Here is a 20700-nt window from a genome sequence, read left to right on the forward strand (position 1 = left end):
AACCAGGAAGGAGCTAAGGTTATGATCTTCGCTCGAGACCTAGGGATCGACCTGGGTACGGCCAATACCCTGGTTCATGTCCGCAACAAAGGCATAATCCTGCGGGAACCGTCGGTGGTGGCCATCCAGCGGGGAACCGGCAATGTCATGGCCGTTGGCGAGGAAGCCAAGCGGATGATCGGCCGGACGCCGGGTAATATTGTGGCTATTCGGCCGCTGAAAGACGGCGTCATTGCCGATTTTGACGTTACCCAGAGCATGTTACGCTATTTTATCGAGAAAGCCATACCCAAGGGTTTCCTGGTGCGGCCGCGAGTAGTCGTGGGGGTCCCTTCGGGGGTGACGGCGGTGGAGGAACGAGCTGTTCGGGAAGCAGCCCTCCAGGCCGGGGCCAAAGAGGCCTACCTTATTGAAGAGCCCATGGCGGCGGCCATTGGTGCCGGCCTGCCGGTTTATGAACCTACTGGTAACATGATCGTTGACATCGGTGGTGGTACCACGGAGGTCGCGGTAATTTCCCTGGGCGGCATCGTCACCAGCCGTTCCATCCGCATTGGTGGTGACGAGATGGACGAGGCCATCACCCAGTATATCAAGCGCACCTATAACCTGATGATTGGCGAGCGGACGGCGGAGGAAATCAAGATTGAGCTGGGCGCGGCTTATTTCGGCGACACCGATGAAGACCAGGAACGCCAGCAGCGAACCTATGCCGTCCGCGGCCGGGACCTGGTTACTGGCCTGCCTAAAACCATCGAGATCACAGCTATGGAGATTAAGGAGGCCCTATCGGAACCGGTAGCCGCCATCCTGGAGGCCATTAAGGTTTGCCTGGAACGGACGCCCCCGGAGCTGGCGGCCGACCTGATGGACCGGGGTATTGTCCTGGCCGGGGGCGGGTCCCTCCTGTGGGGTCTGGATCGCCTGGTGAGCCAGGAAACCGGCATGCCCGTAAATATGGCTGAGGATCCCCTGACGGCGGTGGCTGTAGGCACGGGGAAGGTCCTGGAGAACATTGAAGTCCTGAAACGGGTGCTTTTGCCGGCACGGCGCTCGGGTTAGAGGGAGTGAGGAGCTTTGAGCCGTCGGTGGCGGAAGCTCGTTGCCCCGTTGATCCTGGTGCTGGCGGTAGCCGGTCTGATAGCTATTATGCGCTGGTCGGCCCTGGAGAGGAGTCGCCTGACCTTCCTCGAAGGCAGCCTCCGGGACGCTCTGGCCCCGGCGGAACGGGGCATCACCCTGGTTGTCAACAAGGGAACGGGCTGGCTGGCGGCAGTCAAGGATTACGGTCATCTGCAGGCCGAAAACCAGGCGCTGCAGCAGCAAGTTGCTGAACTGCAAGCGGCAACGGTGCAGATGGAGGAGTACCGCCAGGAGAATAACCGCCTGCGGGCCCTCCTGGATTATAAGACAGCCAACCAGCAGGCCTTTACTTTTACGGCCGCCCCGGTCATCGGCCGCAACCCTAATAACTGGTATCATACCATCACCCTGGGGTTGGGATCCAGTGCCGGCCTGAAAAAGGACCAGGTAGTAGTTACTTCTCAGGGGGTGGTGGGCCGGATTATCGCCGTTTCCCCCCGGACGGCCGAGGTCCTGTTGATCCTGGACCGGGAAGGGGCTATTGGGGGCATGATCCAGGTCACCCGTACCCCGGGGATAGTGGAAGGCAGCCCGGATTACCGGGGTTACCTGCAGATGGTCCACGTGCCCCGGGATGCCCAGATATTGCCCAACCAGGTGGTCATTACCTCCGGCTTGGGGGGTGTCTTCCCCCGGGGTTTATTGCTGGGGACGGTGATTAAGACCCTGCCTGAGCCGGACGGCTTAATGCAGCGAGCCATAATCGCTCCAGCGGTAGACTTTGATCGCCTGGAGGATGTCCTGGTCATCACCGGGGTCAAAGGGGGCATAAACGATGCAGTTCCTGGGGTTACTGGTCCTGGGCCTGGCGGGGCTGGTCCTGGAGGCAACCCTGCTGCCGGCCATTAAACTGGCAGGAGTAAGGGCTGATCTCTTAACAGTTATCCTGTCTATCTATGCCCTCCTTCAGGGTGCTCCCCGGGGTGCATCGCTGGGATTTGCCTACGGCCTCCTGGAGGATTTATACCTGGGCAAGTACCTGGGCCTCAATGCCCTGAGCAAGATGCTCACCGGTTATTTAGTAGGTTTAAGCAAGGATCGCCTTAACCAGGATAACTGGCTGGTTCCCGGTATCCTGGCCTTTTTCGCCACCATCGGCCAGGGTTTGCTTGTGCTTTTGTTGACCTACATCACCGGTCAAGGGTATCCCATGCTGGCCGGCTTGGAGGCCATTGTCCTGCCAATGGCCTTTTATGATGGCGGCCTGGCCTTGCTAGGCTATAACTTTTATCAGGGGGGGATAAGATGGGCAACCAGGAAAGGGAGGATTGGAAGCCATGGTTAAACCGCCGGCTTAAGGGCTATGTGGCAGCCCTCATCTTTATCTTCATCCTGCTGACCAGCCGTCTTTTCTTTCTCCAGATCGTCAGTGCCCAGGAGTTTACCAAACAGTCGACGGAGAACCGGATTCGCATCAACCCCATTGAGGCCCGGCGGGGCGACATCCTGGCCAGCGGTGGCGAGGTCCTGGCTACCAGCCAGCCGGTTTATGTGATTACTATTCGTAGTATGTCCAAGCAAAACAAGGATACAGTCATTAATAACCTGGCTGACCTCCTGGGGGACCCGGAGCTGACCCCGGCGGCAATTAGCGATTTAATAGATAAAAATCCCTTTCGCTACGAACCCACGGAGGTGAAGAGAATCCCGGCCAACGACCCGGCGGCGGCGGCCCTAATCGCCCGGCTGGAGGAACACCGTGAAGAGATACCTGGGGTCGATATCATTGAAGAGCCCCAGCGTTACTACCCCAACGGCCCCCTGGCCGGTCATATCCTGGGGTATGTCGGCCGGATAACCCAGGAGGAACTGGACGCCCATAAAGAAGACAACTACCGGCCCAATGCCATAATCGGCAAGAGTGGTATCGAGGGTTTCCTGGAGTACAGCAATATTAACGGCCAGGAGATGGGCCTGCGAGGTAAGGATGGGGCCGAACAGGTAGAAGTGGACGCCTTCAACCGTAAAGTCCGCGACCTGGTAACCCTGCCCCCTACCCCCGGGGACACAGTCCAGCTGACTATTAATTTTAAGCTCCAGCAGACCCTGGAGAAGGCCCTGGATCAGGTAATCGCCAACACCAAAAAAACAGATCCTGCGGCTGGGGGCGGGGCGGCCGTAGTTCTGGATGTTAAGACCGGGGCCGTCCTGGCCATGGCCAGCAAACCAGATATTGACCCTAATGATTTCGTTAACGGTAACTATGCTAAAAAAGCCAGCTACTACAATGACCCCCAGTTGCGGCCCCTCTTCAACCGCGCCATCCAGGGGGTTTACCCGCCGGGCTCGATTTTTAAGCCCATAACCGCTATGGCTGCCCTGAGTGCCGGCGTTATCACACCGTCAGATACTATCTTTGATCCCGGCCACTACTGGAAGCCGCCCTATATCACCTGCTGGGTGCCTTCGGGTCACGGCTATGTCAACCTCAACCGGGCCATGGCCGTCTCCTGTAACACATACTTTCAGTGGGCCGGGGACTTGGCCGGTATCGATAAGATCGATCAGGTCGGGCGCGAGTTTGGCCTGGGGCAACCGACGGGGATCGTCGGCCTGCAGGGAGAGGCCCGGGGCATCCTCCCCTCGCCCCAGTGGAAAAAGGAGCTCAATGCCCCAATCTGGGACCGGTGGCTCAAGAATCAAGAGGCAGCCATTGAAAAGAAATACGCCGGCCTCCTGGCAGCAGCCGGACCCGGCGAAAAGGACCGGCTGCTGCAGCAAAAGCAGAGCGAACTCAACGCGGTCAAGGCCAAGTATCAGATTAACTATAACTTTGATACCAACTGGCAGCCCTTTAATACCTTTAACACCGCCATGGGCCAGGGCGATAATAGCTATACCGTTATCCAGCTAGCCAACTATATCGCCACCCTGGCCAATGGCGGCACCCGCTGGCGGCCCTACCTGGTGGCCAAAATTGTTGGCGCCGACGGGTCCCTAAAGAAAGAGTACCAGCCGGAGGTGGCCGGCAAAGTAGCGGTTTCACCCCAGGTAATGGCCGAGACCCGGCGGGCCATGCTGGAGGCGACCCAATCCCGGGAAGGTACGGCCAGTTTCCTCTTTACCGATTTTCCGCCCAATATCCAGGTCGGCGCCAAGACGGGTACCGCCCAGACAGGAGCAACAACTAACGGCACTTTCGTGGCCTTCGCCCCCTACGACAACCCCCAGGTGGCCGTGGCGGTCGTTATTGAGCACGCCAAGCACGGCGGTGACTCCGCCGGGGTGGTGGCCCGAGAGGTCCTGGCCCAGTATTTCAACCTGCCGGATGTCCTGAATAAGCCGATTAATGGTGTTTCCGTGGAATAATGTCCACCGCTGTCTGTTTTTGCTGAGAAGACGGGGAAAAAAGGCCCCGTCTTTTTTCCTGTGGCGGCAGGATTTGCCTGATCGATGTAGAAAAATAACTAAGCCGAAGCGGATTTTGCCGCCTAGTATTAAGGAGGAAAAGGACGTGTTTTCTACCAATGAAGGCGAAACCGGGGTAGGCACTTCTCAGGGGGCAACGCAACCGGGTATCAGGGTCCAGCCCGGGCCGGACAACCATACCTTTCTGGTTTGTCGCACGGTACGTTCAGGGCAGGTCATTAAGTGCCCCGGTAACGTGGTGGTCATGGGGGATGTGCACCCGGGAGGTGAAATAATAGCTGCCGGCCATGTTATTATCATGGGTACCCTGAAGGGTGTAGTTCACGCCGGTGCCGAGGGGTATGAAGGGGCTGTCGTCCTGGCCTTTCGCCTGCAGCCCACCCAGCTGCGGATTGCCGGCTACATCAGCCGGGCTCCCGACGACGGCGATTACGCCGGGGGCGGGGGACCGGAAATGGCCCGGGTGCAGGAGGCCACTGTGGTTATTGAAAAGTACCAGCCCGGTAACGAGAAACGCTGGGTAAACCAAGCCTGACGCAGAAAGAGGAGGAACAACATGGGCGAAGTGATCGTCATCACTTCCGGTAAGGGAGGGGTTGGCAAAACAACCACTACTGCCAACCTCGGTACCGGTCTGGCCAATCTGGGTAAAAAAGTTGTCCTGGTAGATACCGATATCGGTTTAAGGAACCTGGACGTGGTCATGGGTCTGGAAAACCGGATTGTCTATGACCTGATTGATGTCGTTGAAGGGCGCTGCCGTTTAAAGCAAGCGCTGATTAAAGATAAAAGGCTGGAAAACCTCTACCTTTTGCCGGCCAACCAGACCCGGGACAAGACGGCCGTCAGCCGCCAGCAGATGATTGATCTGACCTCCCAGCTGCGGGAGGAGTTTGAATTCGTTCTTATCGACTGCCCGGCGGGCATTGAGATGGGTTTCAAGAACGCCATTGCCGGCGCCGAAAAGGCCCTGGTAGTGACGACCCCGGAGGTGGCCGCCGTCCGGGACGCCGACCGCATCGTCGGCCTGCTGGAGGCGGCGGAGATGGCAGCCCCCCGCCTGATTATCAACCGCCTGCGGCCGGATATGGTCCGCCGGGGGGACATGATGGATATTGAGGACATGCTGGAGATTCTGGCCATTGATCTCATTGGGGTGGTACCGGAAGACCAGTACATTGTCATTTCCACCAATCGGGGCGAACCGGCCGTCCTGGACAGGCATTCCCGGGCCGGTCAGGCTTACCGCAATATTTCCCGGCGCCTTATAGGCGAAGAGGTACCCTTCATTAACTGGGAGAATGGCAGTTTCATGACCCGGTTGAGAAAACTCATGGGTTTGGGCTAAAGAAGGGGGCGCGTCATAGTGCTGGAGTTTCTGCTGCGCTTTTTTGGCCGGGAAACTAGCAGTAAGAAGGTGGCCAAGGAACGGTTGCGCCTGGTGCTGGTCCATGACCGGGCCGGCGTTTCCCCCCACCTCCTGGAATCCCTTAAGAACGACCTGATTAGAGTTATCTCTGATTATATGGATATTGACACCAATGGCCTGGAGGTGAGCCTGACCCAAGAGAATGACGCGGTGGCCCTGGTGGCCAATATCCCCATCCTGCGGGTCAAGCGTACCTTTAAGACCATCCAGGAACCGGCCCTGAAGGCTTGAGCTGATCCCCCTCTCTGGGAGGGGGATTTCTTTTTACGATTTTCCTTTTACCGGTAGGGTTGTGGTATTTTGTTATGGTCCTGATGCCGGCGCTATAATATAATGGTGGGGTGAAGGCGGGGGAATTTGATGTTTGACCGTAGAATGTGGCGTAACCTTGATTACTATTTTGTCGGCGGTGTCATTGTCCTGCTGGCCGTTGGCCTGCTGGTTTTAAAGAGCGCTTCGGCCAACGTCATGCCCGATCCCAATTACTTTGTCAAAAAGCAGTTTATCTGGATTCTCCTGGGCCTGGCCGCCATGGCCTGTGTTCTGATGGTGGATTATGACCAGCTTAAGCGCTACCAGTTGCCCCTCTATGCCTTGAATATACTCATGCTGGCGGCGGTAGCCCTGGTCGGCCATGAAGCCAAGGGGGCCCAGCGCTGGATTGACCTGAAATTTTTCCTGCTCCAACCCTCGGAGTTTGCCAAGACCATTACCGTGATTACCCTGGCCTGTCTCTTGGATAAACGTCGGGGTAGGCTCAACCGCTGGCAGGATCTGTTCGTCCCCTTTCTTTATGTCGCCGTACCCCTGGTCTTGATTCTCAAACAACCCGACCTGGGCACAGCCCTGGTACTCCTGGCCATCCTTTTTGGCATGCTCTATGTGGGTGGCGCCAACCTGAAGCTCCTGCTCTTGATCTTTGGCGGCGGCCTGCTGCTGATAGGTCTGGGCCTTTTCGCCCACTTCCACTTTGGCCTGCACCTGCCTTTGCAGGATTACCAGATGCGGCGCCTGGTAGTCTTCTTGAACCCCTATAATGACGGCAAAGGGGGCATGGGGGAGGGCTACCACGTCATCCAGTCCCAGATCGCCATTGGTTCCGGCGGCTGGTGGGGGGTGGGCCTGTACCAGGGCTCCCAGGTGCAGCTGAACTTCCTGCCCGAGCACCACACGGACTTTATCTTCTCGGTGGTGGGCGAGGAACTGGGTTTTGTGCGAACGGTAGGGATTATCGCCCTGTACTTTCTGGTCCTGTACCGCATGGTTCGTATCGCTGGCCAGGCCAAGGATATGTTCGGCTCCCTGCTGGTGGGCGGGGTGGCCTCGATGCTGGCCTTTCATATCCTGGTCAACGTCGGCATGACTACGGGCATCATGCCGGTGACAGGCATCCCCCTGCCCCTTTTCAGCTACGGCGGCAGCGCCATGTTGGCCAACATGCTCGCCCTGGGGCTGGTTCTCAATGTCAACCTTCGGCGGCAAAAAATACTTTTTTAGGGGTTACTCCTATTGACAAGGGGTAACCCCTTGTGTATATTAATAATTGGCTGTTAGCACTTGAGTCCGGTGAGTGCTAACAAACCAGCAGCTTACGAAAGGAGGAGTTTTACCATGCTCAAACCACTTGCCGACCGGGTAGTTATCAAGGTTCTATCCGGCGAGGAAAAAACCCAGGGAGGTATCGTCTTACCGGATACCGCCAAGGAGAAACCCCAGGAGGGGGAAGTAGTCGCCGTCGGTCCGGGCAAAATCCTGGATAATGGCAGCCGCGTAACGCCGGAAGTTAAAAAAGGCGATGTCGTGGTATTTGCCAAGTACAGCGGTACCGAGGTTAAGTACGAAGGCCAGGAATACCTGATCATCCGTGACAGCGATATCCTGGCAATTAAAGAATAAGTAAAGAATAAGGTGGTTGCTAAATCTTTAACGAGCTAAAGCTAAAAGGAGGTAGTAGCTATGGCTGCTAAACAGCTGGCCTTTGATGTCGAAGCCAGGCGTTCTCTGGAAAAAGGTGTCAGCACCGTCGCCCAGGCAGTTAAGGTCACCCTGGGCCCCAAGGGGCGTAACGTAGTTCTGGAGCGTAAATTCGGTTCCCCGGTAATTACTAAAGACGGGGTTACGGTGGCCAAAGAGATTGAGCTGAAGGACCCCTATGAAAATATGGGTGCCCAGCTCTGCCGGGAAGTTGCCTCCAAGACCAATGATGTCGCCGGTGATGGGACAACCACCGCTACAGTCCTGGCCCAATCCATTATGCTGGAGGGCTTAAAGAACGTGGCTGCCGGCGCCAACCCCATCTTTGTCAAGAAGGGTATTGACCGCGCCGTAGAGACAGTGGTCGAGGAGATCAAGAAAATAAGTATTCCGGTAGAATCCAAGGAAAGTATCGCCCATGTCGCCTCCATAGCGGCCAACGAAAAGGAAATCGGCGAACTCATTGCCGACGCTATGGAGAAGGTGGGCAAAGACGGCGTCATTACCGTCGAGGAATCCAAGGGTACCGCCACCACCGTCGAGGTCGTGGAAGGTATGGAGTTCGACCGCGGCTACGTATCGCCGTATTTTGTCACCAATACTGAGGCCATGGAAGCCGAGTTCGAAGAGCCCTATTTACTTATCCATGAGAAGAAGATCTCGGCCATTAACGACCTGCTGCCCCTGCTGGAGAAGGTAGTCCGTACCGGCAAACCGCTGGTCATTATCGCTGAGGACATTGAGGGCGAAGCCCTGGCCACCCTGGTGGTCAATAAACTGCGGGGCACCCTGAACTGCGCCGCCGTCAAAGCCCCTGGCTTCGGCGATCGCCGCAAGGCTATGATGGAGGATATCGCCATCCTCACCGGCGGCACCTTTATCTCCGAGGATCTGGGAGTCAAACTGGAGAACATCGACCTGAACATGCTCGGCCGGGCTAAGAAGGTCAAGATTGCCAAGGAGAAGACCACGATCGTCGAGGGTTACGGCAAGAAGGAAGCCGTCGACGGCCGGGTAGCCCAGATTAAAAAGCAGATCGAAGAAACCGACTCTGATTATGACCGCGAGAAACTACAGGAACGCCTGGCCAAACTGGCCGGCGGCGTAGCCGTCATCCGTGTCGGTGCGGCTACCGAAACCGAACTGAAGGAAAAGAAACACCGTGTCGAAGACGCCCTGGCAGCCACCCGGGCGGCCGTGGAAGAGGGTATTGTCCCTGGCGGTGGCGCTACCCTGGTCCATGCCATTCCGGCTCTGGATCAGATCCAGGCTGAAGGCGATGAAGCCGTGGGTGTCCGCATTGTCCGCCGCGCCCTGGAGGAACCCTTGCGCCAAATTGCGGCCAACGCTGGTCTAGAAGGCTCGGTCATTGTGGAGCGGGTCCGCAGCGAGAAGCCGGGTATCGGCTTCGACGCTATCAGCGAGGAGTATGTGGACATGATAAAAGCTGGTATCGTTGACCCGGCCAAGGTCACCCGCAGCGCCCTGCAGAACGCAGCCAGCATCGCTGCCATGCTTCTGACCACTGAGGCCATCATCGCCGAGATTCCTAAGGAAGAAAAAGCCCCGGCCATGCCTCCCGGCGGCGGGATGGATTACTAGGCCGGCAGTTATTAGGAAAGCCAGGATTCGTTCCTGGCTTTTCTTTTTAGCAAGGCTGAGGAGCCGCTCATGGAGGCTAACCTCCGCTCCGGGGCGGGGCTGGCGGGTACAGGCGGAAGGCGACTTGGTTCGAGGCGTAAGCAAACTCAGCGAAGCCGCAGGGAGGCGGCGGTGAACGGGATGGGGATCGTAACGCAGGTTTAGGAACTAAGAGTTTCGCTCCCCGCTGTGATTATTCAAAGAGATAAAGTCAAGCCACCCCTGCCGCCGAGCAAGGCTGAGCGCTTAGTTTGCTAGCCGAGAACCATCGGAGCCTGGAGACTGTACCCCCCAGCCCCCAAGAAGCTGGAGTACAGACAATCGCCATTTTTGGTAGAACCATATTTGCGGGGGAGGGTGACTATGGCCCGGCTCTATGTTATCAGTAACCGTCACCTGTTAGTATCCGGTTCCCTGGTCGATCTGGCTGCCGGCCTCGCAGGTGTCGATTACCTGCAATTGCGGGAAAAGGATCTGCCGGCGGGCGAGCTCTATAGCCTCGCCCGGCAGATCAAAGAGGTCTTACCCGGGGGGACGCGCTTGCTGGTGAACGATCGCCTGGACGTCGCCCTGGCTGCCGGGGTCGACGGGGTCCATTTGGGCGAAAAATCCTTACCCCCGGCCGCTGCCCGCCGGCTCCTGGGCCCGGAGAAAATCCTGGGGGTTTCTGTCCATAGCGTCGAGGGCGCCAGGCGGGCGGCAGCAGCCGGGGTCGATTACCTCCTTTTCGGCCATATCTTTCCCACGGCCTCCAAGGCGGGCCTCCCGCCCCGGGGGCTGGGGGCACTGGCGGAAGTTGCCGCCGGCGTGGACATACCGGTAATCGCCCTGGGCGGGATTACCATCGCCCGGGTAGCCAGCTGCCTAGCGGCCGGCGCTGGAGGGGTGGCCGTCATGGCGGCGGTGATGGCCGCCCGGGAGCCGGCGGCTGCCGTTGCCGCCCTGCGCCAAGCCCTGGACAGGAAACCTTTAGAGTATTAGAAGCTTATTTGCTGGAGGCCGCCTCATGAAGGCTGCCACCCCCGCCGCCGAGCAAGGCTAAGCGCTAAGTTTGCTCGCTTAAGCACCCGGAGCCTGGAGACCTGTACCCGCCAGCCTCGCGGCGATAATGTAAATCGTATCCATTTTTAGGAGAAGCCTATTTTCGGGGGAGTCATACGCCCCTCACGGAAGCATATACATATACAAAGAAAATGCTTGTCCGGGGGGGACGTCTGGTGCGTGATAACTGGGATTGGGAAGATATCAAGGGAGAACCCCTGGGCGGCTGGTCCGGGCCGGGCCGGAGCCTGCCACCGTCGCGGTTGCCCCGCCGCTGGCTCCGGCAGGCGGTCATAGCCGGCCTGCTGTGGCTGGGTATCACCATACTCTTTCGCCTGGATGCTCCCGGCGCCCGGCAGTTACAGGTAGGCCTGCGTCACTACCTGGCCGACCCGGCGGCCGATTATACCACCGTGGTCGCCGGGGTCGTACGCTCCAGCATGTGGATGGACGCCTATGATCGCTGGGTTTTTCATGCCCTGCAGCCCCGGGGTAACGCCGTCCCGGTTACGGCCAATCCCGCCCGGCCGGTTCTGGCCTTGCCCCTTTCCGGGCAGATCAGCCGCCCCTATGGTCAGGTCAGTAATGGCAGCCAGCAGTACTTTCATAACGGTATCGATATCCAGGCCCCCGGGGGGACGACCGTCAGGGCCGCCCTAGATGGCCGTGTCGTCCGGGTGGGCCAGGATCCCCTCCTGGGGCAGGTGGTAGAGATTGACCACGGCCGGGGTCTGACGACGGTTTATGGTACCCTGGGCCGGGTTAAGGTTACCAGGGGGCAAGAGGTAGCCCGGGGAGCGGTAATCGCTACCCTGGCGGGGGGTAAAACGGCCCAGCTCCATTTTGAAGTGCGCCAGGACGGGCGGGCAGTAGATCCGGGCCCCTACCTGGAAAACCCGGCAAAAATTTAAACCATGCGTGCCGGCCGCTGGGGTACGACAACCTTTATCCTTAACGATTTTTTCCTGCTCCTCCTGGGCCTTTATTTTCTCGCCGGGGTCCTGCCCCAGGCCCTGATGCTCTTTACGGCCGTGGCCTGCCATGAAGGTTGTCACGCCCTCACGGCCGCCCGCCTGGGCTGGCAGGTTAAGAGTATGGAGCTCTTCCCCTTTGGTGGAGTGGCCCGCCTGCAGAGGCCCGCCGGGTGGCACCCCCGGGAGGAAGCCCTGATCGCCCTGGCCGGGCCGGCAGCCAGCCTCTTTCTGGCTGCTGTAGCGACCCTGGTTGTTAACCTGGCCGGGACCCCGCCGGTCTGGCTTCTTTTTTTTCGCCAGGTCAACCTGATCCTGGCTTTCTTTAACCTCTGGCCGGGGCTGCCCCTGGACGGCGGCCGTATCTACCGGGCCTGGCGGGCCCGGCGGGCCGGCCAGGCCCGGGCTACGGTAGAAGGCGCTTACATTGGCCAGGCCCTGGGCCTTCTCCTGGGTGCCGGTAGCAGCATCGGCTTTTACCTGCACCTGATGGACCTGCAGGGCCTGGTCCTCGGCCTCTTTATTTTTTACAGCGCGCGGCAGGAAGGGGAGATGGCACCTTATATGTTCTGGCAGGACTTTTGGCGGCGACGGGGGGTAAGGAGGAAAACCGGCCCTTTAAAGACAGGTAAGGTCTTCTGGCTGGTGGCCGACCCGGAGCTGCCTTTAAGCCAGTTGATGCGTTCCTTTGCCCCGGGTTCCTTTAACCTGGTGGCCATAGTAGGCCGCAAGGGCAGGCTGGAGGGGATTGTCACCGAAACAGAAGTCCTGGAGGAACTCCTCTCCGGCGGGAGGGGTACCACCCTTACCAGCCTGCTGAAAGGCCCCAAAAAGCCTTGACATCCGGTAGTCCGAACGTTATAAGCATACTTACTCCCCGGTAAAGAGCAGTCCGTCATTCCCGCCTGTAATAGCGTCACTATTCCCGGGGATATGACAGTCGGGACCCCACCTTGCGCCCGGCAACCGATTTTGCTAAAATAATACTGGGAGAATATTAAAGGCGATCTACCCCGGTCCCGCCCCGCGCAGGAACGGGGGTTTTTTATGGCAGCCTTGGCACTTTTGAAAGAAGGGAAGCCTGTGCGCATAGCCCTGGCCCAGCTCGATCCTACCATCGGCAATATTGGGGGTAACCTGGATAAAATCCGGCAGGCGGTGGCGGCCGCCCGGCAGCAAGGGGCCGGGCTGGTAGTCTTTCCCGAGCTGGCCATCACCGGTTACCCGCCCCGGGACCTCCTCTGCCGGCATGACTTCCTGGAGCGAGTGGAAAAGGCCTTGAAGGAAGAGATAGCTCCTTTAAGCCGGGAGGTGGCCCTGCTCCTTGGCGCCCCGGTCCGGGTTCAGGAGGAATCCAGCCTTTATAACGCCGCCCTGCTCTATGCCGGCGGCGAACTCTGTGGCCGCCAAGATAAAAGCCTGCTGCCGAACTACGATGTTTTTGATGAGAGCCGTTATTTCCGGCCGGCGGCAAGGCGGGTTCCGGTATCCCTGGGGGACCTGCGCCTGGGGTTGACCATTTGCGAGGATATTTGGAACGACAAGGATTACTGGAACCGGCAGCTGTACGATATTGATCCGGTGGCTGAAATACTGGACCGGGGAGCGGAACTCCTGATTAACATTTCCGCCTCGCCCTACAACTACGGCAAAATCGAGCTGCGGGCGGACATGCTGCGGAGCCTGGCCCGCAAGTACGGCCGGCCGATCCTTTATATCAATCAGGTTGGCGGCAATGATGAACTCATCTTTGACGGCACCAGCCTGGCTATCGACGCCAGCGGCGCTATAGCCGCCCGGGCCGCCAGCTTTAGCGAGGACCTCCTGATCCTGGAGGTGGAAGGGCTGGCAGCGGGGGCGGCCCCGGCTGTGCGGTTGGTTGCCAGGGCCCTGGACGTAACGGAAGTCTCGGTTCCCGGCCCTCCTACCAGCACGGCACCAGGCGGCCCGACTGATCCGGACGCTGCTATCCCGGGGCCGTCCCGCCCCGCCGGTAGTTCGAACACTGCAGTGCCGGCACCCGGAGCTCCGGGACTGGCGCCCCCGGCTGTTGAAGCTGCGGTAATTCGGGAAGACATCAGTTATGTCTACCGGGCCCTGGTCCTGGGTATTGCCGACTACCTGCACAAGACCGGTTTCCGGAAAGCCCTAATCGGTTTGAGCGGGGGCATTGATTCTTCAGTGACTGCAGCCCTGGCCGCTGCCGCCCTGGGCCCGGAGCATGTCCTGGGGGTGGCCATGCCTTCCCGTTACTCCTCCTCCGGCAGCCGTTCCGATGCCCGGGAACTGGCCGCTAACCTGGGTATCGCCTACCGGGAGATCCCCATTGAAGGTATGTTCCGGGCCTATCTGGAGGCTTTAAATCATGGCGGACCGCCCCGGGGTGACCTGGCAGAGGAGAACATCCAGGCCCGCATCCGAGGCAATATCCTGATGTTTATCTCTAACCGAGAGGGCTACCTGACCTTGACCACCGGCAATAAATCGGAGATGGCGGTGGGTTACTGCACCCTCTACGGCGATATGTCAGGCGGGCTGGCGGTCCTGGCCGACGTACCCAAGGTTATGGTCTATGACCTGGCCCGCTATATCAACCGGGAGGGAGAGGTTATCCCGGCCGGCGTCCTGGTTAAACCCCCGTCGGCAGAACTGCGGCCCAACCAGACCGATCAGGATTCCTTGCCGCCCTATGAGGTTCTGGACGCCATTCTCCAGGCCTATATTGAGGAAGAGCTGTCGGCTGCCGAGATTGCCGCCCGGGGTTTCGAGCTTAACTTGGTCCAGGAGGTCATCCGCAAAGTCGACCGGGCCGAGTACAAGCGCCGCCAGGCAGCCCCGGGGCTCCGGGTAACCTCCAAGGCCTTCGGCATGGGCCGCCGCATGCCTATTGCCTGGCGAGCCGGTTAACCGGGGTATATTTTTCTTCCTTTTCCTGTTATACTAATGTCCAGGAAATCAAAGAGCACGAGGCGAAACAATTGTCACATGTTGTTACCGATGAGTTACTAAAGCAGGTCAGCAAACCGGCCCGCTACCTGGGCACGGAATGGAACGCCATCCATAAAGACTGGGATGACAACCCTGCCCGTATGGTTTTTATTTACCCCGATCTTTACGAAGTCGGCATGTCCCACCTGGGCTTGGCCATCCTCTACGGGGCCGTCAATGAGCAGCAGGGGATGCTCCTGGAACGGGCCTTTGCCCCGGCACCAGATATGGAGGACCTCCTGCGGGAGCAGGGCCTCCCCCTCTTTAGCCTGGAGTCCCACCGTCCCTTGACAGATTTCGACATGGTGGGCTTTACCCTCCAGTATGAAATGAGTTATACTACAATTCTAAATATCCTCGACCTGGCCGGGATCCCCTTGCTGGCGGCCGCGCGCGGGCCCGGCCATCCCCTGGTAATCGGCGGGGGACCGGGGGTGGCCAACCCGGAGCCGGTGGCTCCCTTTTTTGATTGCTTCCTCCTGGGGGACGGGGAAGAGGCCCTGCCGGAAGTCCTGGCTTTAATCGGGCAGCTCAAAAAGGAGGGCCGGCTTAACGATCGCCGGGAGGTACTGGCCCGGATCGCGGCCTTACCCGGCTTTTATGTCCCTTCCTTCTATAATGTGACCTATAACAGCGACGGTACCGTAGCCGCTGTAGTGCCCGACCGGGAAGGCATCCCGGCCAGGGTGACCAAGCGGGTCCTCCCGGATCTCGATGCGGCCTACTTTCCCACCCGGCCCATTGTCCCCTTCCTGGAGATTATCCACGACCGCATCATGCTGGAAGTCATGCGGGGTTGTACCCACGGCTGCCGCTTCTGCCAGGCCGGAGCCATCTACCGCCCGGTACGGGAGCGGGACCTGGCCGTCCTCCTGGCCCAGGCGGAAGAGCTGGTGCGCGAGACCGGCCACGAAGAGATCTCCTTGACCTCCCTGAGTACAGCCGATTACTCCCGGGTGGAGGAACTCGCCCGTATCCTGGCCACCGCCTACGAGGACAGGGGGGTCAGTGTTTCCCTGCCGTCCTTACGGGTGGACGCCTTCAGCGTCCGCCTGGCGGAGGCCGTCCAGCGGGTGCGCAAGAGCTCCTTGACCTTCGCCCCCGAGGCCGGCAGCCAGCGCCTGCGCGACGTGATAAATAAAGGGGTTACGGAGGATGATGTCCTGACGGCCACGGCCGAGGCCTTCCAGGCCGGCTGGCAGGCTGTCAAGCTCTACTTCATGCTGGGACTGCCCACCGAAAGGGAGGAAGACCTCCTGGGCATCGCCGACCTGGCACGGCGCATTCTCTACCAGGGCCGGCAGCTGGCCCCGGGCAAGAAGCCAACGGTCACGGTCAGCGTCTCTTCCTTTGTTCCCAAAGCCTGGACGGCCTTCCAGTGGGAGCCCCAGGATACATTGGAGGTGCTACAGGAAAAACAGCAGCTGCTACGTTTCCATCTTAAGGGCCCGGGGTTGCGTTTCAGCTGGCATGACGCCAGGGTAAGCTTTATCGAGGCCGTCTTGGCCCGGGGGGACCGCCGCCTGGCGGCGGCTGTTATGGCAGCCTGGCGCCGCGGGGCCCGGCTGGAGGGCTGGTCGGAGTATTTTCGCTATGACTGCTGGGAAAAGGCTTTTCAAGAAACCGGCCTGGACCCCTCCTTTTACGCCCACCGGCAGCGCCGGGAAGGGGAGGTCTTCCCCTGGGATCACCTGAATTTCGGCATAGCCAAAGGCTTTTTGCTGCGGGAGCGCCGCCGCGCTCGGGCCGGGGAACTGACGGCCGATTGCCGTGCGGGCCGCTGCACCGGGTGCGGCGTCTGCCCGGATCTGGGGGTTGATCTCCGCCTGAAGGGGGGTCCGGTGGATCGTGCGCCTGCGGCTGAAGTATAGTAAAACCGGCCAGATGGCTTTCCTGGGTCACCTGGAGATGCTACGTTTCTGGCAGCGGGCCCTGCGCCGGGCGGATTTACCCGTGGCTATGAGCCACGGCTTTAATCCCCATCCCCGCCTGGCCTTCGGCCCGGCCCTGGCCGTAGGTGTCGCGAGCCTGGCGGAATACCTAGATGTAGAACTGACGGCAGACCGGGAGCCAGGCCGGGTCCGGAAGGAACTCCAGGCCCAGCTGCCTCCAGGATTGGCAATCCTGCTGATCCAGGCCATACCAGCCGGGGCCCCGGCCCTGACGGCTGTTATCGACGTAGCCGTCTACCGAGTTAGCTGGCTGGCAGCAGTAGACCCCGGGGAGCTGGAGCAGCGGGTCGAGGCTTTACTGGCCCGGCCGGAGATCCCAGTAAGCCGGCCGGGTAAAGACGGCCGCCCCCGGGTCAAGGATATTCGCCCGGGTATCCTGGAGCTAACCCTGGCACCCGCGCCGGACCTGGTCATGCTCCTCCAGTGCAGCCCGGCCGGGAGCGTCCGGCCGGAAGAGGTTTTGCAGGCCCTTGACTGGGAGGTCCCGGTACGGATTACCCGTACCGGCCTCTTCGCCCGCCGGGGCGATGACCTTCTGGCCCCCGAGGATTTAATATGAGAAGGTAGAGATGGGTGCTCAAAGAGATATTAATTCAGGTTGACGCCGAGGAGACGGCGGTGGCCCTCCTGGAAGACGGCCGGTTGATGGAAATCTATCTGGAGAGGGATAGCAATCAGCGCCTCGTCGGCAATATTTATAAAGGCCGGGTGGCCAACGTGCTGCCCGGTATGCAGGCGGCTTTCGTTGATATCGGCCTGGAGAAAAACGCCTTTCTCTTTGTCGACGACACCAGCGGCATCGAGGCCCTGGAAGGAGAGTTCGTTGCCCGTTCCCGGCGGCGTATTAGCGACGTCGTCCGGGAGGGCCAGGAGATCCTGGTTCAGATAACCAAGGAACCCCAGGGTACCAAAGGGGCCCGGGTTACGACCCAGATTACCCTGCCAGGCCGTTACTTGGTCCTCATGCCCACGGTTAATTATGTCGGTGTCTCCCGCCGTATCAACAATGAGGAAGAGCGGGAAAGGCTGAAGAAACTGGCCCGGACGGTAAAACCCCGGCGTATGGGCCTGATTGTCCGGACGGTGGCCGCCGGCGCTAGCCAGGAAGAGCTCCAGGAAGACTGCCAGAACCTTACCCGCACCTGGAAGCGTATCCGGCAGGTGGCCCGGCGGGGGAAAGCTCCCCGCCTGATTCACCACGACATCGAGCTTTCCCTGCGTATCCTGCGGGATTTCTATGCCGACGATGTTAACCACCTGCTGGTCAACTCTCCCGCCACCTACACCAAGGTCCTCGAGGTCCTCTCCGACCGGGCCCCTGACCTGCGTAAGCGGGTGGTTTTAAGGGAACACGCCGACCTTTTTGCTATCTACGGGGTCCATAACCAGGTGGAGCAGGCCTTGAAGCGGAAAGTCTGGCTCAAATGCGGCGGCTACCTGATTATCGACCAGATGGAAGCCCTGACGGCCATTGATGTCAATACCGGTAAGTATGTCGGCCGCCACAACCTGGCCGAGACGGTTTTGACTACCAATTTAGAAGCCGCCGTTGAGGTGGCCCGCCAGTTACGGCTACGCAATATCGGCGGTATTATTGTGGTCGACTTTATTGATATGGATAATCCCCTCCACCGGGAACAGGTCATTAAAGTCCTGGAGGGTGAGTTGACTAAAGATAAGACCAAGACCCAGATCCTAGGCTTTACCCGCCTGGGGCTGCTGGAAATGACCAGGAAAAAGGCGCAGCAGCGGCTCGAGAGTGTCCTGCAGCAAGATTGCCCCTACTGCCACGGGACCGGCAAGATCCTCTCCGCCGAAACAATGACCCTGAAGGCCCGCAAGGAGCTCCTGCAGCTGGCGGCCAACAGCCGGGCCCTGGCCATTCTGGTGGAGGCCAACCCGGCCGTGGCGGCCCCCCTCATCGGTGTAGGCGGGGCCAGCCTGCGCACCCTAGAGCGACGGGTCGGCAAGAAGCTGATTATCAAGGGTAAGGAGAGCTTGCACCTGGAAGAGGTGCGGCTGCGGGAATTAAACGACCCGGAGGAAATCGCCAAACTCGCGACGCCCGTGAAGGTCGGCCAGGTCCTGCAGGTTACGGTGGAAGGGGTGCATACGGGTAACGGCGGCGATGGTATTGCCCGGGTGGGGGGGTTTGTGTTGAATATCTCCGGTGGTGCCGCCTTCCTGGGCCGGGAGGTGCCGGTGGAGATTACCCGGGTCTTTCGCACTTACGCCCGGGCGCGGTTGCTGGCCGAAGCTTGACACTTAATGGGAAGATATGTTACACTGCAGAAAGCATGGTACCAGAGTTTTAAACCGCACGCTCCGGGTGGTAAAACCCAGCGGGTACCTGGCAGCGGCGAGTCTTAGCTTGGGAGGAATTGCTGTGTACGCCATTATTATGACCGGCGGCAAACAATACCGCGTCAGCGAGGGTGATACCTTGCGGGTGGAGAAGCTGCCGGCGGCCGCCGGGGAAAAGGTCGTCCTGGATAAAGTCCTGGCCGTGGGCGAGGAGGCCGACCTGAAGGTAGGTAACCCTTACGTAGCTGGTGCTATCGTAACTGCTACCGTAAAAGATCAGGGCAAAGCCAAAAAGATCATTGTCTTCAAGTACAAACCCAAGAAAAACTACCGGCGTAAACAGGGCCATCGCCAGCCCTTTACCCAGCTGCAGATTGAAAAAATCGAGGTCCAATGATTCGGGTTACTTTTTGGCAGGGGAAGGACGGTAACCTCCGGGGCTTTACCGTTACCGGCCACGCCGGTTACAGGATAAAAGGAGAGGATATCGTCTGCGCCGCTGTTTCGGCCCTGGCCCAGACGACCGTTTTGAGTCTACAAGAACACCTGCGATACCTGGAAAAGGAAAATAAGGAGCCCGTAGTCACCCTCAGGGAAGGAGACCTGCAATGCCTTGTCCCGGACGGCCTGAGCCCCGCCGGGGCCGGCACTGCGGGGGTCATTCTTAGAACCTTGGAGATTGGTTTACAAGCCATAGCTACCGATTATGCTCAACACGTGCGAGTAGAATATAAGAAGTATAAAACAGCGGATTGTGGCAAGCTCACCCAGGGGAGCTAACATCCTTGTGAACGAGCCACTACTACTGGGAGAAATGAGAGTTCGACAGGTTTTAATCTGTACCTGGTGTAGCCAGGTGCGACCGCATCTTATTGAAGGAGGTAGGTCTCAATGTTGATCGATCTACAACTCTTTGCCCATAAAAAAGGTGTCGGTAGCTCCCGTAATGGTCGCGACAGCGAAGCCAAACGCCTGGGCGTGAAAAGGCAGGACGGCCAGCTGGTCAAGGCCGGCAACATCATCGTCCGGCAGCGGGGAACGCGGATTCATCCGGGCCTGAATGTAGGCATTGGTAAAGACGACACCATCTTTGCCCTCATTGATGGCAAAGTGCATTTTGAGCGTAAAGGACGCGAAAAGAAACAGGTCAGCGTTTACGCCTGAAGCCCGGCTCCACGATGAGCGGTTCGACGATGTTCTCCAGAAACCCCTGGTTAGATCCAGGGGTTTCTGGTATCGCCTGGTGTCCACCTGAAGGAGGGGTGACTATGGCCTGGCAGGCCGCCGAGATTATCCCCCTGCTACGCTGGCAGCGGCATGACTTTCTCAATCACCTGCAGGTTATTTCGGGTTATATCCAGCTCCAGAAAAGCGACCGGGCCCTGGCTTACCTGCGGCAGGCAATTGATCAAATGGAACAGCTGGGTCAGATTATGCGCCTCCTCCAGCCGGAGCTGGCCCTAATCACCCTGACCAGAATTGAAGGGGCTACCGCCAGGGGTATTACCCCGGAGGTTAAAATCGAGACCCGGCTGGAAAACCAGGCCCTGGAACCGGGGGACCTGGCGGAGCTCTGGGCAACTGCTTGGGATCTCGCCCTGGCCCTGTGCAGCGGGGATACCCTCAGCTTCACCCTGACAGAAGCAAGGGACGGCTATCGCCTGCAATTCCATATCCCCGTACCGGTTACACCACCCCCGCCGGAGGCGGCAGCCACCCTGGCGGGCAGGCAGCAAGTACCCTTCAACTGGCAACCCGAAACAGGTGATTTAAGCATCCTCTTGCGGAAAAACTCCATTTAATTTTGAGGAGCCACCCATGGTGGCGAGCTGCCGCCAACGAAGGGAAGAAATGAGAGGTGGGAAAGCTTTAATCTGAAACTGGCGCA

21 protein-coding genes are annotated in these 20700 nt (G+C 59.2%); all 21 read left to right on the forward strand.

From position 1 onward, the window contains the following. Positions 1–21: 21 nt before the first annotated feature. The gene (locus SDD30_RS09435; protein ID WP_434074665.1) at positions 22–1062 is read left to right on the forward strand and encodes a rod shape-determining protein; all 1041 of its coding nucleotides are present in this window, start codon (positions 22–24) and stop codon (positions 1060–1062) included. A gap of 15 nt (positions 1063–1077) precedes the next feature. Beyond that, positions 1078–1992, forward strand: a complete 915-nt coding sequence (mreC, locus tag SDD30_RS09440) for a rod shape-determining protein MreC (RefSeq protein ID WP_434074666.1) — start codon at positions 1078–1080, stop codon at positions 1990–1992. Continuing rightward, positions 1919–2428: a rod shape-determining protein MreD gene (gene mreD, locus SDD30_RS09445; protein WP_434074667.1), complete on the forward strand. Its 510-nt coding sequence runs from the start codon at positions 1919–1921 to the stop codon at positions 2426–2428. The genes mreC and mreD overlap by 74 nt, the downstream gene beginning before the upstream one ends. Next, positions 2389–4452: a penicillin-binding protein 2 gene (mrdA, locus tag SDD30_RS09450; protein WP_434074668.1), complete on the forward strand. Its 2064-nt coding sequence runs from the start codon at positions 2389–2391 to the stop codon at positions 4450–4452. Before mreD ends, mrdA begins: the two co-directional genes overlap by 40 nt. A 145-nt stretch (positions 4453–4597) precedes the next feature. Next, positions 4598–5047, forward strand: coding sequence for a septum site-determining protein MinC (locus SDD30_RS09455; RefSeq protein WP_434074669.1), 450 nt, complete (start codon positions 4598–4600; stop codon positions 5045–5047). Between the two features lie 21 nt (positions 5048–5068). Then, positions 5069–5860, forward strand: coding sequence for a septum site-determining protein MinD (gene minD, locus SDD30_RS09460; protein WP_434074670.1), 792 nt, complete (start codon positions 5069–5071; stop codon positions 5858–5860). An 18-nt stretch (positions 5861–5878) separates the two neighbouring features. After that, positions 5879–6172: a cell division topological specificity factor MinE gene (gene minE / locus SDD30_RS09465; RefSeq protein ID WP_434074671.1), complete on the forward strand. Its 294-nt coding sequence runs from the start codon at positions 5879–5881 to the stop codon at positions 6170–6172. A gap of 129 nt (positions 6173–6301) precedes the next feature. Continuing rightward, complete coding sequence (rodA, locus tag SDD30_RS09470; RefSeq protein WP_434074672.1) at positions 6302–7438, forward strand: rod shape-determining protein RodA; 1137 nt, start codon at positions 6302–6304, stop codon at positions 7436–7438. Between the two features lie 114 nt (positions 7439–7552). After that, positions 7553–7837: a co-chaperone GroES gene (groES, locus tag SDD30_RS09475; protein WP_434074673.1), complete on the forward strand. Its 285-nt coding sequence runs from the start codon at positions 7553–7555 to the stop codon at positions 7835–7837. A 60-nt stretch (positions 7838–7897) separates the two neighbouring features. Continuing rightward, positions 7898–9517 (forward strand): chaperonin GroEL, encoded by a 1620-nt coding sequence (gene groL / locus SDD30_RS09480; protein WP_434074674.1) that lies wholly within the window; start codon positions 7898–7900, stop codon positions 9515–9517. A gap of 402 nt (positions 9518–9919) precedes the next feature. Further along, positions 9920–10537 (forward strand): thiamine phosphate synthase, encoded by a 618-nt coding sequence (gene thiE / locus SDD30_RS09485; RefSeq protein WP_434074675.1) that lies wholly within the window; start codon positions 9920–9922, stop codon positions 10535–10537. 236 nt (positions 10538–10773) lie between these two features. Beyond that, positions 10774–11508, forward strand: coding sequence for a murein hydrolase activator EnvC family protein (locus tag SDD30_RS09490; protein ID WP_434074676.1), 735 nt, complete (start codon positions 10774–10776; stop codon positions 11506–11508). Between the two features lie 3 nt (positions 11509–11511). Further along, positions 11512–12408, forward strand: a complete 897-nt coding sequence (locus SDD30_RS09495; protein WP_434074677.1) for a M50 family metallopeptidase — start codon at positions 11512–11514, stop codon at positions 12406–12408. Positions 12409–12615: 207 nt separating this feature from the next. Then, positions 12616–14475, forward strand: a complete 1860-nt coding sequence (locus SDD30_RS09500; RefSeq protein WP_434074678.1) for an NAD+ synthase — start codon at positions 12616–12618, stop codon at positions 14473–14475. 71 nt (positions 14476–14546) lie between these two features. Beyond that, positions 14547–16427, forward strand: a complete 1881-nt coding sequence (locus SDD30_RS09505) for a TIGR03960 family B12-binding radical SAM protein (RefSeq protein ID WP_434074679.1) — start codon at positions 14547–14549, stop codon at positions 16425–16427. Further along, positions 16405–17067, forward strand: a complete 663-nt coding sequence (locus tag SDD30_RS09510; RefSeq protein ID WP_434074680.1) for a TIGR03936 family radical SAM-associated protein — start codon at positions 16405–16407, stop codon at positions 17065–17067. The genes SDD30_RS09505 and SDD30_RS09510 overlap by 23 nt, the downstream gene beginning before the upstream one ends. A 14-nt stretch (positions 17068–17081) precedes the next feature. Further along, positions 17082–18770 carry an Rne/Rng family ribonuclease gene (locus tag SDD30_RS09515; RefSeq protein ID WP_434074681.1) on the forward strand — a complete coding sequence of 563 codons (1689 nt, stop codon included), beginning with the start codon at positions 17082–17084 and terminating at the stop codon, positions 18768–18770. 124 nt (positions 18771–18894) lie between these two features. Continuing rightward, complete coding sequence (rplU, locus tag SDD30_RS09520; protein ID WP_434074682.1) at positions 18895–19209, forward strand: 50S ribosomal protein L21; 315 nt, start codon at positions 18895–18897, stop codon at positions 19207–19209. Further along, positions 19206–19592: a ribosomal-processing cysteine protease Prp gene (locus SDD30_RS09525; protein ID WP_434074683.1), complete on the forward strand. Its 387-nt coding sequence runs from the start codon at positions 19206–19208 to the stop codon at positions 19590–19592. The genes rplU and SDD30_RS09525 overlap by 4 nt, the downstream gene beginning before the upstream one ends. A gap of 117 nt (positions 19593–19709) precedes the next feature. Beyond that, positions 19710–19976 (forward strand): 50S ribosomal protein L27, encoded by a 267-nt coding sequence (gene rpmA / locus SDD30_RS09530; protein WP_161954957.1) that lies wholly within the window; start codon positions 19710–19712, stop codon positions 19974–19976. Between the two features lie 104 nt (positions 19977–20080). Next, a complete protein-coding gene (locus tag SDD30_RS09535) occupies positions 20081–20614 on the forward strand; it encodes a Spo0B domain-containing protein (protein ID WP_434074684.1) in 534 nt (177 codons plus the stop codon). Positions 20615–20700: the final 86 nt, after the last annotated feature.

Origin of the sequence: Moorella naiadis (nom. illeg.) (assembly GCF_051020825.1) — a bacterium.
Lineage (GTDB): Bacteria > Bacillota > DSM-521 > Neomoorellales > Neomoorellaceae > Neomoorella > Neomoorella naiadis.

Bases quoted from the DNA above. Each gene is read 5' to 3' on its own strand.
- SDD30_RS09435 (WP_434074665.1), top strand. From the start codon at position 22: ATGATCTTCGCTCGAGACCTAGGGATCGACCTGGGTACGGCCAATACC.
- mreD (WP_434074667.1), top strand. From the start codon at position 1,919: ATGCAGTTCCTGGGGTTACTGGTCCTGGGCCTGGCGGGGCTGGTCCTG.
- mrdA (WP_434074668.1), top strand. From the start codon at position 2,389: ATGGGCAACCAGGAAAGGGAGGATTGGAAGCCATGGTTAAACCGCCGG.
- minD (WP_434074670.1), top strand. From the start codon at position 5,069: ATGGGCGAAGTGATCGTCATCACTTCCGGTAAGGGAGGGGTTGGCAAA.
- rodA (WP_434074672.1), top strand. From the start codon at position 6,302: ATGTTTGACCGTAGAATGTGGCGTAACCTTGATTACTATTTTGTCGGC.
- groES (WP_434074673.1), top strand. From the start codon at position 7,553: ATGCTCAAACCACTTGCCGACCGGGTAGTTATCAAGGTTCTATCCGGC.
- groL (WP_434074674.1), top strand. From the start codon at position 7,898: ATGGCTGCTAAACAGCTGGCCTTTGATGTCGAAGCCAGGCGTTCTCTG.
- thiE (WP_434074675.1), top strand. From the start codon at position 9,920: ATGGCCCGGCTCTATGTTATCAGTAACCGTCACCTGTTAGTATCCGGT.
- SDD30_RS09495 (WP_434074677.1), top strand. From the start codon at position 11,512: ATGCGTGCCGGCCGCTGGGGTACGACAACCTTTATCCTTAACGATTTT.
- SDD30_RS09500 (WP_434074678.1), top strand. From the start codon at position 12,616: ATGGCAGCCTTGGCACTTTTGAAAGAAGGGAAGCCTGTGCGCATAGCC.
- SDD30_RS09525 (WP_434074683.1), top strand. From the start codon at position 19,206: ATGATTCGGGTTACTTTTTGGCAGGGGAAGGACGGTAACCTCCGGGGC.
- SDD30_RS09535 (WP_434074684.1), top strand. From the start codon at position 20,081: ATGGCCTGGCAGGCCGCCGAGATTATCCCCCTGCTACGCTGGCAGCGG.